This window comes from Streptomyces sp. NPDC026394, from assembly GCF_055567735.1.
On the sequence record NZ_JBVHPX010000003.1, the window covers coordinates 100,803 to 113,935 of the forward strand.

Genomic DNA, 13,133 nt, shown 5'->3' on the forward strand with positions numbered 1-13,133 from the left:
TTTATTGGCAACTGAGGGGTCATCAGCGGCTGGTACGGGCCTTCGGCACATGCCTGCGGCCCACCCCCGCCGCTCCGGCGCCTGCCGCGAGCCGTGTCCGGATTGACGGAAACTCGACGCCTTGCGTGCGCCCCCTCGGGCGCCCTTCCGCCCCCTGGCCCCTCGTGGTCCCCCTCATACCCAGGGATGACCGGCCGGGTCCGCGCTACGCCCCAGGGCTCCCCCAGGACCGGCTCGGGGGGTGACGTTGGCGTGCCCACGTCTCCCCCACGATGGACAAGGCCGCTTTCACCCGGCCTGCCACGGTCCCGACGTTCGACAGGAGTCCCTTCCCGTGACCACCCCCCACACCGGCGTTTCCACCGCCACCCGCGCCACTGTGGCCGCACGCGCCACGGATCTCACCAAGGTCTACGGACAGGACGAGACCCAGGTGGTCGCGTTGGACCAGGTGTCCGTGGAGTTCCGGCAGGCCGAGTTCACCGCGATCATGGGCCCCTCGGGGTCCGGCAAGTCCACCCTCATGCACTGCATGGCCGGACTGGACGCCATATCCCGCGGCTCGGCCCTGATCGGCGGCACGGAGCTGAACGGCCTGAAGGACAAGAAGCTCACCCAGCTCCGCCGCGACAAGATCGGCTTCATCTTCCAGGCGTTCAACCTGCTGCCGACGCTGACCGCGCTGGAGAACATCACGCTGCCGATGGACATCGCGGGCCGCAAGCCCGACCGGCAGTGGCTGGACCGCATCGTGCAGACCGTCGGCCTGTCCGGGCGGCTCAAGCACCGGCCCGCGCAGCTCTCCGGCGGCCAGCAGCAGCGCGTCGCGGTGGCCCGCGCGCTCGCCTCCCGGCCCGAGATCATCTTCGCCGACGAGCCGACCGGCAACCTCGACTCCCGCTCCGGCGCCGAGGTGCTCGGCTTCCTGCGCAATTCCGTACGGGAACTGGGGCAGACCGTGGTGATGGTGACCCACGACCCGGTGGCGGCGGCCTACGCGGACCGGGTGATCTTCCTCGCCGACGGCCGCATCGTCGACGACATGGCCGACCCGACCGCCGACCGGGTGCTGGAGCGCATGAAGGGCTTCGACGCCAGGGGCCGGGTCAGCTGACCCGCACCGGAAGCCCGCCGACCGCCCCACTCCCCCCAGGACCCACCATGTTCCGTACCGCCTTGCGCAACGTGCTCGCGCACAAGGCCCGGCTGCTGATGACCGTCCTCGCCGTCATGCTCGGCGTCGCCTTCGTCTCCGGCACCCTGGTCTTCACCTCCACCCTCTCCAACGCCACGCAGAAGAGCTCGCAGAAGGGCCTCGACGGCGTCGACGTGGCCGTCCAGCCGCACCGCTCGGACGCCGCCGACGCCGCGCCCGGCGAGGCCCCCGGGCTGAGCCAGGCGCTGCTCGACCAGGCCGGGAAGGTCCCCGGCGCGGACGGTGCCACCGGCACCGTCGAGGGGTTCACCGCCATCGCCGACAAGAAGGGCCGGCAGGCCGGCAACGGCACCAGCGCCCGCGGCCGCAACTACTACCCCGGCGCGGACGGCAAGGACGCCCGCTTCCCGATGACGTCCGGCACCGCCCCCAAGGGCGCACACGAGATCGCACTGGACTCCGGGACCGCCGCGAAGACCGGCTACAAGGTCGGCGACACCGTACGGCTGTCCGTCGACGGCCCGGTCCGCGAGGCGAAGATCTCCGGCATCTTCACCACCGACGACGGCGCGGTCGCCACGGGCGGCAGCCTCGCGCTGTTCGACACCGCGACGGCGCAGAAGCTGTTCGCCGCGCCCGGCGAGTTCAGCGAGATCGACGTCAAGGCCGCGCCCGGCACCTCCCAGGACGCGCTGAAGGCCGCGGTCGACAAGGTGCTGCCGGACACCGCCGAGTCGGTCACCGGCAAGAAGATGGCCGACGACCAGGCCGAGATGATCGCCAAGAGCATGGACAGCATGAAGACCGTCCTGCTGGTCTTCGCCGGTATCGCGCTCTTCGTCGGCATCTTCATCATCGCCAACACCTTCACCATGCTGGTCGCCCAGCGCACCAAGGACCTGGCCCTGATGCGGGCGGTCGGCGCCAGCCGCCGCCAGGTCACCCGCTCGGTGCTGATCGAGGCGTTCGTGGTCGGCGCGGTGGCCGCCGTCACCGGCCTGCTGGCCGGTATCGGCATCGGCGCCGGGCTGCGGACGTTCACCGGCGCCCTGGGCACCGTCCCGGAGGGCCCGCTGGTCGTCGCCCCCTCCACCGTCGTCGTCTCGCTGCTGGTCGGCACCGTGGTCACGGTGCTCGCCGCCTGGCTGCCGAGCCGCCGCGCCGCGAAGATCCCGCCGGTCGCCGCGATGAACAGCGTCCACGCGGCGGCGACCACGAAGTCCCTGGTGGTGCGGAACACCATCGGCGCGGTCCTGGCCGGCGCGGGCATCGCCTGCGTGCTGGGCGCCACCGCGATCGGCACCGACGGCAAGGGGCTGATGGGGCTCGGCGCCGGGCTGCTCCTGATCGGTGTCTTCGTGCTGACGCCGCTGCTGTCCCGCCCGCTGATCGCGGCCGCCGCACCCGTCCTGCGCGTGTTCGGCATCTCGGGCAAGCTGGCCCGCCAGAACGCGGTGCGCAACCCGCGCCGTACGGCTGCCACGGCCTCCGCCCTGATGATCGGGCTCACCCTGGTCACCGGCCTGACCGTGATCGCGGGCAGTGTCCAGAAGGCCATCGACAAGATGGCGACCGACGCCCTGAAGGCCGACTACGTCGTCAGCATGGCCACCATGGGCCCGCTCTCCCCCGACGTGGCGAAGACGCTGGCGGCCGACCCGAAGGTCACCGCTTCCAGCCCGGTGCGCAGCGCCGACGCCCGGGTCGGCGGCGGGACGGAGTCCCTGACCGGGGTCGACGGCAGGACGATCGGCGAGCTGACGAACCTGAAGTTCACCGCTGGCTCCCTCGACGGGCTCGGCGCCCCGAAGACGAACCGGGCGGTCGTCGACAGCGACACCGCCGAGCAGCACGGCTGGCAGGTCGGCTCGTCCTTCGAGACGACCTTCGAGGACGGCAGGAAGGGCCGCCTCACCGTCTCCGGTGTCTTCGAGGGCAACAATCTGCTGCGGGGCATCCTGCTCGACACCTCCGTGCTCACCCCGCACCAGAAGCACCCCACCGACGCGCAGGTGCTGGTCAAGACGGCGGACGGCGCGAGCCAGGCCGCCAAGGACTCCCTGACCGAGACGCTCGGCAAGAACCCGGCGATCACCGTCAAGGACAAGAAGGACGTGTCCGAGAGCATCGCCCAGACGATCAACCTGATGCTGAACATGCTCTACGGGCTGCTCGCCATGGCCGTGGTCGTCGCGGTGCTCGGGGTGGTCAACACCCTGGCCATGTCGGTCTTCGAACGGTCGCAGGAGATCGGCATGCTGCGGGCGATCGGCCTGGACCGGGTCGGCATCAAGCGGATGGTGCGGCTGGAGTCGCTGGTGATCGCGCTGTTCGGCGGGGTCCTCGGCATCGGCCTGGGCGTCTTCTTCGGCTGGGCCGCCGGTGAGCTGATCGGCGGCTCGATGGCCGCCTACGAGCTGGTGCTCCCGTGGGGCCGGCTGGGCGTCTTCCTGGCGCTCGCCGCGGTGGTCGGCATGCTGGCCGCGCTGTGGCCGGCCCGCCGGGCCGCGAAGCTGAACATGCTGGAGGCGATCAAGGCCGAGTAGCGGCCGCCCGTACGGCGGCGCGCCGGTGCCCGTACCGCGCCGCAACGGTACGGGCACCGCACGACTCGACCCCGGTGGCCGGTCCGCTCCGCGCGGGCCGGCCACCGGGGTCGTCGTGTGCCGTACGGGGTCAGCCGCGCCAGTCGCGGCTGCGCAGCGGCAGCCCGGAGGCGCCGGAGTCCGGTGTGCGGACCGCGAGCACCTGGTTGACCCCGATCCGGTTCTGCTCGAAGGAGAGCGCGGAAGCGGCCATGTACAGCCGCCACACCCGGGCCCGGCCCGGCGTCGTCAGCCGCACCGCCTCCTTCCAGTGCGCCTCCAGGTTGGCCACCCAGGCGCGCAGCGTCAGCGCGTAGTGCTCGCGGATCGCCTCCACGTCCCGCACCTCGAACCCGGCGTCCTCCAACTGCCCGACGGTGCGGCCGACCGGGGCCAGCTCGCCGTCCGGGAAGACGTACCGGTCGATGAACTCGTCGACGTGGTAGGCGTCCTCGTCCGCCAGCGGGCGGCGGGCGATCTGGTGGTTGAGCAGCCGCCCGCCGGGCTTGAGGAGCGCGTACAGGTCGGCGGCGTACTCGGCGTAGCGGGCGCGGCCGACGTGCTCGGCCATGCCGATCGAGGAGATCGCGTCGAACGGCTCGTCGTGGACCTCGCGGTAGTCCTGGACGCGGATCTCGACACGGTCCGCGAGGCCGGCCTCGGCGACGCGCTTGCGGCCGTAGGTGGCCTGCTCCTCGGAGAGGGTGATGCCGACGACCCGTACGCCGTACTCGCGGGCGGCGTGCAGGGCCATCGAGCCCCAGCCGCAGCCGACGTCCAGCAGCCGCTCGCCCTCCTTGAGGCCCAGCTTGCGGCAGATCAGGTCCAGCTTGTCGCGCTGGGCCTCTTCCAGGGTGGCGTCCGGGCTCTCCCAGTACGCGCACGAATAGACCATGGACGGGCCGAGCACCAGCTCGTAGAAGTCGTTGCCGACGTCGTAGTGGTGGCTGATGGCCTCCTTGTCACGGCGCAGCGTGTGCAGCGGGCCGTGGCTCTTGGGGGCCTCCTCGGCCGGCGGCTTGGGCGGTACGGGAAGGCCCGCCAGGGCCACCAGGTCACGGGCGGCGGCACGGATCTCCGGCCTGACCAGGGCCCGCAGGGCGGCGGCACGCTGCGGCTTGTCCGCCGCCGTACCGCGCTCCCACACCATCCCCGACAACAGGTCCAGCGCCTCGTACAGGTCGCCGTCCACATCGATCTCACCGGCCACCCAAGCGCGCGCCAAGCCCAACTCCCCCGGCTTGAACATGAGGCGGCGCAGGGCACGACGGTGGCGGACGACGAGGGTGGGGGCGCCCGGCGGGCCGTACTCGCTGCGGTCCCAGGCGCGGATACGGACCGGGAGCGGGGCTCCCAGCACCTCCTCGGCGAGCTTGGAGAGCCGTCCAGCGGCGTCGGCCATGTCGCACACCTCCGTGTTGACGAGAAGGGCGAAGACAGTTTCACCCACCATGTAAACGCCGTCCGGGCGCCCGCTAGTCCCGTTCGTTCGTAAGGGAACAGCAAAACGACCGCGCTTCGCCACAACGAATACGCCGAAGGGGCGGCCGCACCACGGATGGCGGCCGCCCCTTCGGCGGTGGTGTACGGGTGACGTCCGCTGCCGGACGTCACTCCCGACGGAAGGTCAGGAGGCCTTGGCCTCCGCCTTGTCGCCGCTCTTCGCCTTGTCGTCGGCCGCGGCGGCGGGCGCCGGGGCCGGCTTGGCGGCCTCGTAGAACTCCTCGCGCGGGTTCTCCATGGCGCCGAGCGAGGTGATCTCGCGCTTGAGGAACATGCCGAGGGTCCAGTCGGCGAAGACGCGGATCTTGCGGTTGAAGGTCGGCATCGCCATGCCGTGGTACGCGCGGTGCATGTACCAGGCCAGCCGGCCCTTCAGCTTGATCTTGGTCTTGCCGAGGACGATCATCGCGACGCCCTTGTGCAGGCCCAGGCCCGCGACCGCGCCCTTGTTGGCGTGGCTGTACTCCTTCTGCGGGAAGCCCCGCATGCCGGAGATCACGTTGTCGCCGAGGACCTTGGCCTGGCGGAGCGCGTGCTGGGCGTTCGGCGGGCACCAGGCGTTCTCGTTGCCGGCCTTGCGGCCGACCAGGTCCGGGACCTGGGCGTTGTCGCCCGCGGCCCAGATGTAGTCGGTGCCCTGCACCTGGAGGGTGGCCTGGGTGTCCACGTGGCCGCGCGGGCCCAGCGGGAGACCGAAGCGGGAGAGCGCCGGGTTCGGCTTGACGCCCGCGGTCCACACGATGGTGTTGGAGTCGACCTCCAGGTCGTTGCTCAGCACCACGTGGCCGTCGACGCAGGACTTGGTGCTGGTGCCGAGGTAGACCTCGACCCCGCGGCTCTCCAGGTGCTCCTTGCCGTAGGCGCCGAGCTTGGGGCCGACCTCGGGGAGGATCTTGTCGGCCACGTCGACCAGCAGGAAGCGCATGTCTTCGCGCTTGACGTTGTTGTAGTACTTCGCGGCGTCGCGGGCCATGTCCTCGACCTCGCCGACGGTCTCCGCGCCGGCGAAGCCACCGCCGACGAAGACGAAGGTCAACGCCTTGCGGCGGACCTCTTCGTCGGTCGTGGAGTCGGCCTTGTCCAACTGCTCCAGGACGTGGTTGCGCAGGCCGATGGCCTCCTCGATGCCCTTCATGCCGATGCCGTTCTCGGCAAGGCCGGGGATCGGGAAGGTACGGGAGACCGCGCCCATCGCGATGACCAGGTAGTCGAAGGGCAGCTCGTACGCCTCGCCGACCAGCGGCGAGATCGTGGCGACCTTGCGGTCCTGATCGATGGTGGTGACGCGGCCGGTGAGGACCTCCGCCTTCGGGAGCACGCGTCGCAGCGGCACCACGACGTGGCGGGGAGAGATGCTGCCGGCAGCAGCTTCAGGGAGGAAGGGCTGGTACGTCATGTACGAGCGCGGGTCGACGACCGTGACCGTCGCCTCGCCGTACCGCATCTTCTTGAGGATGCGGCGTGCCGCGTACAAACCTACGTACCCACCGCCTACAACGAGGATCCTGGGACGCTCCGTGGTGCTCATGCAATCGAGTATCCACCCCGACCCGGGGCACCCCTCGTGAGCCCCTTCACAAGGTTCCGAAGGTCATCTGCTACACTCCGCGCCCCCGTGATCGACGCCATACCCCCAAGAGGGAACCACGCTACCCTCCGAAGCGTTGGAAACCCCTTTTGATCAGGGATTGCGCCCTCCGACCCCGGTGGACCACACGGTGCGTAAGGATCTCTTTAACACCACTGAAACCGCACATTTTTGCGACCTCGGGGGCCTACGGCTCCAGAACTAGGGCCAGGCGACCGGTTTCTCCCGCCCGTTGGGCCCTTTTTCATGTGAAGAGTTTCACGAACTTTCTCGCGGAAGGGGCCGTTCACCCCCGAAGAAGACCCCGCCAGGCCCTGCCGCGAGCCCGCACGAGGAGCCGCCCACCCCCTCCACGACGGCCGCGGCACCATCCCGTCGGGCCACCTCCGCCCCCCGTCGCCTCAGCGCAGGAACACCCGCTGCCAGTCGGCAGAACTCATCCCCTGCGCGGCTTCCGCAAGCTCGACCGCCGAAGCGGTCTTCAACTTCGCCCGCGTGCTGTCCGCCCCACTCCTGGGCGTTGCGGTAGCCCTGTTCGAGGTACTCGATCCCCTGGATCATGCACTCCAGCTCGTCCGCGTCGTGCGCGACCGCGACCTCCAGGGAGTCACCGTTCGCATAGTCCTCGACCACCGCCCGGACACCCACCGCGACCGCCGGATGGGCGTCGGCGACCTGATCGGCCGTGACGTCCTCGCTCTTCGCCGCCTTCAGATAGCGCCGGCCGACCCACGGGATGTCGCCGACCCGCGTCTCCTGTGTGTCGTGAAACGTGCACATCAGCGCGACCTTCGCCGGATCGGCGCCTTCCATCATCGCCAGCACGGCACCGATGACCGCCGTACGGAAACTGTGCTCGGCGATCGTCTCCGGGTCCCCGTATTGCACGGCGTCGAGCTCGCGCCGGGACTGCCTGGAACCGGTGCCGCTGTCGAGCAGGCGCTCGCCCCGGTGCCGCAGGTCTACGACGAGTCCGGGATGAGCGGCCGGAGCCCCCGGACGAGCCACGATCAGCGCCCACACCGAGTGGATGTTCAGATCCACACAGCCGAGACCGGGGGCGAGGCGATCCGCGAGGCTGCGGAGCAGCGCGCCCGCGTCCCACACCGGCGTGCGGTCCGCCATGAAGGAATCGTCGGACCTCAGGAGAGGGCCGGAGAGATGGGAGACGGTCCGCGCCTGCACGGTGTGGTCGCCGGGGCCGCGGAAGGGCCTTGGGGGTTACCCCGGTAAGCACCCAAGCGATCATGTGGACGGCCGTCCGTGTGCACACCCATCCGGACAGCGGGTGGCTGCGGAACGCGTCCACCGTGCCGGAGCAGGTGGCGGCGGATCCGCAAGAACTGAGCGGACGGCACGGCCGCCAGCGACCGGCGGCCGGACTCCCAGCCCTGGACGGTCGCGAGGTCCACGTCCAGCAACTCGGCCAGGCCATGCTGTGTGCAGGGAATGCGTTCTCGGTGGCCTTGAAGAGGTGCCCCGTGATCCCCCCCCGGAGACCGGACCGGCTGCGGAGAACCCGCACCCCCGTCAGCCTTTCCGGACCGATCGGCGAACGCATCGACGTCATGGCTCGCTCCCGTGTGCGGGGGCCGCGAACAGCTCCTAGCGTGCGGCAGTTTCCCGGGACCAGCATCCGTGTCCACAGCGCCGCTCCGGGGATTCCTGAGCGACGCGCAGATGCCCGAAATGCTCGGACGTATGCGCGCGAGGCGATCGAAGCGGCCGTCCCCGACATCTCCGGGAGCAGCCTCGCGGACGTAATCGGGTGCTCGTGGGCATGACGGGAGTCCGTGCGGTTCGTGGGGCTCCGAGGGGCCGTAAGCGGTAGCGTCCGCGACGGGCCGCCCGGTCTCGGGCCGGGCGGGGAGTATCACGCGCAGCACCAGGCGATGCCGTGGAGCATCGCCTCCCAACGCAACTCCCGACGAACGCCGCGTGTACACGCGACTGCGTACACTGACCTCATGACTGAGAACACCGTGACCGTAAGGGAAGCCCGCGCGCACCTTGCCGACCACATCAACCGGGCGGAGGGAGGTGTCCCGACTGTCATTACGCGCAATGGCGCCCCGGTGGCGGCCGTGGTGCCGATCTCTGACTTCGAAGCGTTGGAGGAAGCGGCCGACGTGATGCTGGCGCGCGAGGCCGAAGCGGTGCTGGCCGAGGGAGGCAGCACCGTGACCATGGCGGAACTGCTCGCGGACCTGTTCACCGAGCAGGACGGCGAGACGGCGTGAAGTACGCTTTCCGGTTCACCACAGCGGCGCAGCGGAAACTCCGGACCATCAGCCGACCCGACGCCATGCGCATCCTGACCGCGCTGACCGCACTCGGTGACGACCCGTACCGCCAGGACGCCGACGTCAAGAAGCTCACCGGCCCGTCAGGGCTCTACCGGCTCCGGGTCGGAAGCTACCGGGTCGCCTACCAGATCAACGAGGGTGAACTCATCGTCCTCGTCGTCAAGGTGGGCGACCGGCGGGACGTCTACCGCAACCTGTAGGGACTCAGGCCAAGGACCAGGCGATCCCGTCCAGGATGTCGTGTTCCGAGACGACGACCTCGTCCGCGCCCACCCGTTCCATGATCGACAGGAGGACGAGGGCGCCCGCGCCGATGACGTCGACGCGGCCCGGGTGCAGGGAGGGGATGGCGGCGCGGTCCGCGTGGGTGGCGGTCAGGAGGTGGTGGGTGATCTCGCGGACCCTGGTCAGCGGGATGCGCGCGTGGTGGATGGCCTCGGAGTCGTAACCGGGCAGGTCCAGGGCGATGGCGGCGACCGTGGTCACCGAGCCGGCCAGGCCGACGAGGGTGGCGGCCCGGTCCAGGGGGACGGACTGTGCCGCCTCGTCCAGGGCGCGGGCGATGTCCGACCTCATGGCGCTGATCTGCTCGTCGCCGGGCGGGTCGACGATCTCGCCGTCCCGTACGAGGTGCCGTTCGGTCATCCGGACGCAGCCGATGTCCACGGAGCGGGCGGCGTCCACCGTGCCGGAGCCGAGGACGAACTCGGTGGAGCCGCCGCCGATGTCCACCACCAGGTACGGGGTGTCGAGGCCGGTGCGGCCGGTCAGCTCCTTGGTGGCGCCGGTGAAGGAGAACTCCGCCTCCTGGTCGCCGGTGATCACCTCGGGCTCGACGCCCAGGATGTCCACCACACCGCGCACGAAGTCGTCACGGTTCTCGGCGTCGCGGGAGGCGGAGGTGGCGACGAAGCGGACGGTCTCGGCGCCCAGCTCCTCGATGACCGCGGCGTACTCGCGGCAGGCCGCGAAGGTGCGCTCCAGGGCCTCGGGAGCGAGCCGGCCGGTACGGTCCACGCCCTGGCCCAGCCGCACGATCGTCATCCGGCGGTCCAGGTCCTTCAGCTCGCCGGTCGCCGGGTCGAGGTCGGCGACGAGCAGGCGGATGGAGTTGGTGCCGCAGTCGACGGCCGCTACGCGCTTCATGCGGTCAGGTCTCCTTCGTCCTCGGTGGTGTCCGTGCAGGGGGTCACGCAGGGGCCCTTGCGCCACCACGCCGGCAGCATCGCCAGCGCCTCGTCGCCGAGCGGGTTGACGCCGGGGCCGGCGGCGAGCGAGTGGCCGACCAGGACGTGCAGGCACTTGACCCGGTCGGGCATGCCGCCCGCGCTCGGGAAGTTCTTGAGCTCCTCGATGGCGTCCCGGCGGCGGATGTAGTCCTCGTGGGCGGCCCGGTACCGGTCGGCCAGCTCCGGGTCCGTGGCCAGCCGCTCGGTCATCTCCTTCATCACGCCGTTGGCCTCCAGCGTGCCGATCGCGGAGGCCGCGCGCGGGCAGGTGAGGTAGTAGAGCGTGGGGAAGGGGGTGCCGTCCTCCAGGCGCGGGGCCGTCTCGACGACGTCCGGCTGGCCGCAGGGGCAGCGGTGCGCGATGGCGCGCAGGCCGCGCGGCGGGCGGCCGAGCTGTTCCTTGAAGGCCGCGATGTCCGCGTCGGTGGGCTCGGTGCGCTCGGTCTGCGGCGGGGGCATGAGGTGTTCAGACACGGACGTGGGTGCTTTCGGTCGTGGCGGTGGTGGAGGACGGCGGCGCCGTACGGCGGGCCGGGCCGGGCGCGCGCACGGGACAGGCTACTTGTCGGCGGCGTCCAGGCCGTTCCAGATGTTGTCGTACCAGGGATCTTCGGTGGCGGCCCGGCCGGTGCGCCGCTTTCCCGTGCCGGACCCGTCCTGGACGATGAAGCCGGTCTCGCCGGGCCGGACGTAGTGCAGGTGCAGCCGCGCCTGCTGCCGTACGTACTCCGGGTCCTGCCAGCGGGCCTTCTCGTCGCGCAGCTCGTCGGCGCGCAACTGGGCCTCGGCGGCCTGGCGGCGCTGGTCGGCGATCTCGGCGCGCTGCGAGATGTACTGCCGGGTGGGGTACGCGAGGGCGACGACCAGGGAGCACAGCACCAGCGCGAGCAGCGCCGCACGGCCGGTCAGGCGGCCCCGGCGGGGCCGGCCGGCGCTCTGGACGCGGGCGGCGGCCTGCTCGCCGAGCGCCTTGAGCCGGGTCGCGGTGGAGAACCGTTCCGCGGACACGTCGCCTCCCCTGGATCACCGGGCCCGGGACGGCCCGGCCCGCAGCACGTACGTCCCCGGCAACGGTACGGGACCGCTGCCGGGGACGTACGTATTCACGGCTTCCGGGGCCGTTCGCGGCCCGCGGGGCTTCAGCCCCCGCTCGTGCCGGTCAGTCCGCGACGCGGAACCGCGGGAAGGCGGAGCGGCCGGCGTAGACCGCCGCGTCGTCGAGGATCTCCTCGATGCGCAGGAGCTGGTTGTACTTGGCGACGCGCTCGGAGCGGGCCGGGGCGCCGGTCTTGATCTGGCCGCAGTTGGTGGCGACGGCCAGGTCGGCGATGGTGACGTCCTCGGTCTCGCCGGAGCGGTGCGACATCATGCACTTGAAGCCGTTGCGCTGGGCCAGCTCGACGGCGTCCAGGGTCTCGGTCAGCGAACCGATCTGGTTGACCTTGACCAGCAGGGCGTTGGCCGAGTTCTCCTCGATGCCGCGGGCCAGGCGCTCCGGGTTGGTGACGAACAGGTCGTCGCCGACCAGCTGCACCTTGGACCCCAGGCGCTCGGTGATGACGTTCCAGCCGGCCCAGTCGTCCTCGAACAGCGGGTCCTCGATGGAGACCAGCGGGTAGGCGGCGACGAGCTCCTCGTAGTACGAGGTCATCTGCTCGGCGGTGCGCTGCTCGCCCTCGAACGCGTAGACGCCGTCCTTGTAGAACTCGGAGGCGGCGACGTCGAGCGCCAGCGCGATGTCCTGGCCGGGGGTGTAGCCGGCTTCCTTGATCGCTTCGAGGATCAGGTCCAGGGCCTCGCGGTTGGAGCCCAGGTTCGGGGCGAAGCCGCCCTCGTCGCCCAGGCCGGTGGCCAGGCCCTTGCCCTTCAGGACCTTCTTGAGGGTGTGGTAGACCTCGGTGCCCCAGCGCAGCGCCTCGGAGAAGGACTCCGCGCCGATCGGGGCGATCATGAATTCCTGGATGTCCACGTTGGAGTCGGCGTGCGAGCCGCCGTTCAGGATGTTCATCATCGGGACCGGCAGCACGTGGGCGTTCGGGCCGCCGAGGTAGCGGAACAGCGGCAGGTCGCTGGCCTCGGAGGCGGCGTGCGCGACGGCCAGGGAGACGCCGAGGATGGCGTTGGCGCCGAGCGAGCCCTTGTTGTCGGTGGCGTCCAGGTCGAACATGGCCTGGTCGATCAGGCGCTGCTCCGTGGCGTCGTAGCCGACGAGCTCCGGGCCGATCTGCTCGATGACCGCGAGGACGGCCTTCTCCACGCCCTTGCCCTGGTAGCGGGCCGGGTCACCGTCGCGCAGCTCGATGGCCTCGAAGGCGCCGGTCGAGGCGCCGGACGGGACGGCGGCACGGCCGGTGCTGCCGTCGTCGAGGCCGACCTCGACCTCGACCGTGGGGTTGCCTCGCGAGTCGAGGATCTCGCGAGCTACGACGACGTCGATGGACGGCACGTTGTCTCCTTCATGGGTGTCTGGAGTTCTGCAGCACGAGCCTAACGGCCTCCGGGGGTTCCGCTCGCCGCCAGCCCGGCCCTCGGGCCGAATACACCCACAAAGGCCCTGTTCACGGGACGTATGGGTGCAATGTTCGCTGAAGGGAGAAGTCGGCGGACGGGGGCGGGGCGGGTCCGGCGGAGCGGCCGGGACGGTGGCCTCCAGGGCCCTGGGCGGGTCCTGGACGGGCCCGGCCGGGGCTCGTGGCCCGGGGGGCCGGGGAACGGGAGAAGCCCCGCCGCGGCGCCTGCGGGGGACAGGTGCCGTGACGGGGCAGT

Annotated in this window: 11 protein-coding genes; 4 read left to right on the top strand and 7 right to left on the bottom strand. The window is 70.9% G+C overall.

Annotation, left to right across the window (positions count from 1 at the left end; all coding sequences use genetic code 11):
• The first annotated feature begins 334 nt into the window (after positions 1-334).
• Together ACZ4QV_RS08830 and ACZ4QV_RS08835 are read left to right on the top strand one after the other, a co-directional pair.
• Entirely contained in the window at positions 335-1,114 is a 780-nt protein-coding gene (locus ACZ4QV_RS08830; RefSeq protein ID WP_361149932.1) for an ABC transporter ATP-binding protein, read from the top strand.
• A 47-nt stretch (positions 1,115-1,161) separates the two neighbouring features.
• Complete coding sequence (locus tag ACZ4QV_RS08835; RefSeq protein WP_467762721.1) at positions 1,162-3,702, top strand: ABC transporter permease; 2,541 nt, start codon at positions 1,162-1,164, stop codon at positions 3,700-3,702.
• Between the two features lie 130 nt (positions 3,703-3,832).
• Here ACZ4QV_RS08835 and ACZ4QV_RS08840 read toward each other — a convergent pair whose 3' ends face one another.
• The 3 genes from ACZ4QV_RS08840 to ACZ4QV_RS08850 form a co-directional block, all read right to left on the bottom strand.
• A complete protein-coding gene (locus ACZ4QV_RS08840) occupies positions 3,833-5,143 on the bottom strand; it encodes a cyclopropane-fatty-acyl-phospholipid synthase family protein (RefSeq protein WP_361150217.1) in 1,311 nt (436 codons plus the stop codon).
• A gap of 225 nt (positions 5,144-5,368) precedes the next feature.
• Entirely contained in the window at positions 5,369-6,772 is a 1,404-nt protein-coding gene (locus ACZ4QV_RS08845; RefSeq protein ID WP_030021613.1) for an NAD(P)/FAD-dependent oxidoreductase, read from the bottom strand.
• A 318-nt stretch (positions 6,773-7,090) separates the two neighbouring features.
• On the bottom strand, positions 7,091-7,957 hold the full coding sequence (locus ACZ4QV_RS08850; RefSeq protein WP_361635876.1) for an HD domain-containing protein: 867 nt from the start codon (positions 7,955-7,957) through the stop codon (positions 7,091-7,093).
• A gap of 842 nt (positions 7,958-8,799) precedes the next feature.
• Between ACZ4QV_RS08850 and ACZ4QV_RS08855 the strand changes: the two genes are divergently transcribed.
• A complete protein-coding gene (locus ACZ4QV_RS08855; RefSeq protein WP_361588570.1) occupies positions 8,800-9,072 on the top strand; it encodes a type II toxin-antitoxin system Phd/YefM family antitoxin in 273 nt (90 codons plus the stop codon).
• Complete coding sequence (locus ACZ4QV_RS08860) at positions 9,069-9,338, top strand: type II toxin-antitoxin system RelE family toxin (RefSeq protein ID WP_467762722.1); 270 nt, start codon at positions 9,069-9,071, stop codon at positions 9,336-9,338. The genes ACZ4QV_RS08855 and ACZ4QV_RS08860 overlap by 4 nt, the downstream gene beginning before the upstream one ends.
• Before the next feature lie 4 nt (positions 9,339-9,342).
• Here ACZ4QV_RS08860 and ACZ4QV_RS08865 read toward each other — a convergent pair whose 3' ends face one another.
• From ACZ4QV_RS08865 to eno, 4 genes are all read right to left on the bottom strand, one after another.
• Complete coding sequence (locus ACZ4QV_RS08865) at positions 9,343-10,284, bottom strand: Ppx/GppA phosphatase family protein (protein ID WP_467762723.1); 942 nt, start codon at positions 10,282-10,284, stop codon at positions 9,343-9,345.
• A complete protein-coding gene (locus ACZ4QV_RS08870; protein WP_361588669.1) occupies positions 10,281-10,826 on the bottom strand; it encodes a DUF501 domain-containing protein in 546 nt (181 codons plus the stop codon). Before ACZ4QV_RS08870 ends, ACZ4QV_RS08865 begins: the two co-directional genes overlap by 4 nt.
• A 99-nt stretch (positions 10,827-10,925) precedes the next feature.
• Positions 10,926-11,375, bottom strand: coding sequence for an FtsB family cell division protein (locus tag ACZ4QV_RS08875; RefSeq protein WP_361149916.1), 450 nt, complete (start codon positions 11,373-11,375; stop codon positions 10,926-10,928).
• A 151-nt stretch (positions 11,376-11,526) separates the two neighbouring features.
• Entirely contained in the window at positions 11,527-12,813 is a 1,287-nt protein-coding gene (gene eno, locus ACZ4QV_RS08880) for a phosphopyruvate hydratase (RefSeq protein WP_361588576.1), read from the bottom strand.
• Positions 12,814-13,133 lie beyond the last annotated feature (320 nt).

Bases quoted from the DNA above. Each gene is read 5' to 3' on its own strand.
- ACZ4QV_RS08835 (WP_467762721.1), top strand. From the start codon at position 1,162: ATGTTCCGTACCGCCTTGCGCAACGTGCTCGCGCACAAGGCCCGGCTG.
- ACZ4QV_RS08840 (WP_361150217.1), bottom strand. From the start codon at position 5,143: ATGGCCGACGCCGCTGGACGGCTCTCCAAGCTCGCCGAGGAGGTGCTG.
- ACZ4QV_RS08845 (WP_030021613.1), bottom strand. From the start codon at position 6,772: ATGAGCACCACGGAGCGTCCCAGGATCCTCGTTGTAGGCGGTGGGTAC.
- ACZ4QV_RS08850 (WP_361635876.1), bottom strand. From the start codon at position 7,957: ATGGCGGACCGCACGCCGGTGTGGGACGCGGGCGCGCTGCTCCGCAGC.
- ACZ4QV_RS08855 (WP_361588570.1), top strand. From the start codon at position 8,800: ATGACTGAGAACACCGTGACCGTAAGGGAAGCCCGCGCGCACCTTGCC.
- ACZ4QV_RS08865 (WP_467762723.1), bottom strand. From the start codon at position 10,284: ATGAAGCGCGTAGCGGCCGTCGACTGCGGCACCAACTCCATCCGCCTG.
- ACZ4QV_RS08870 (WP_361588669.1), bottom strand. From the start codon at position 10,826: ATGCCCCCGCCGCAGACCGAGCGCACCGAGCCCACCGACGCGGACATC.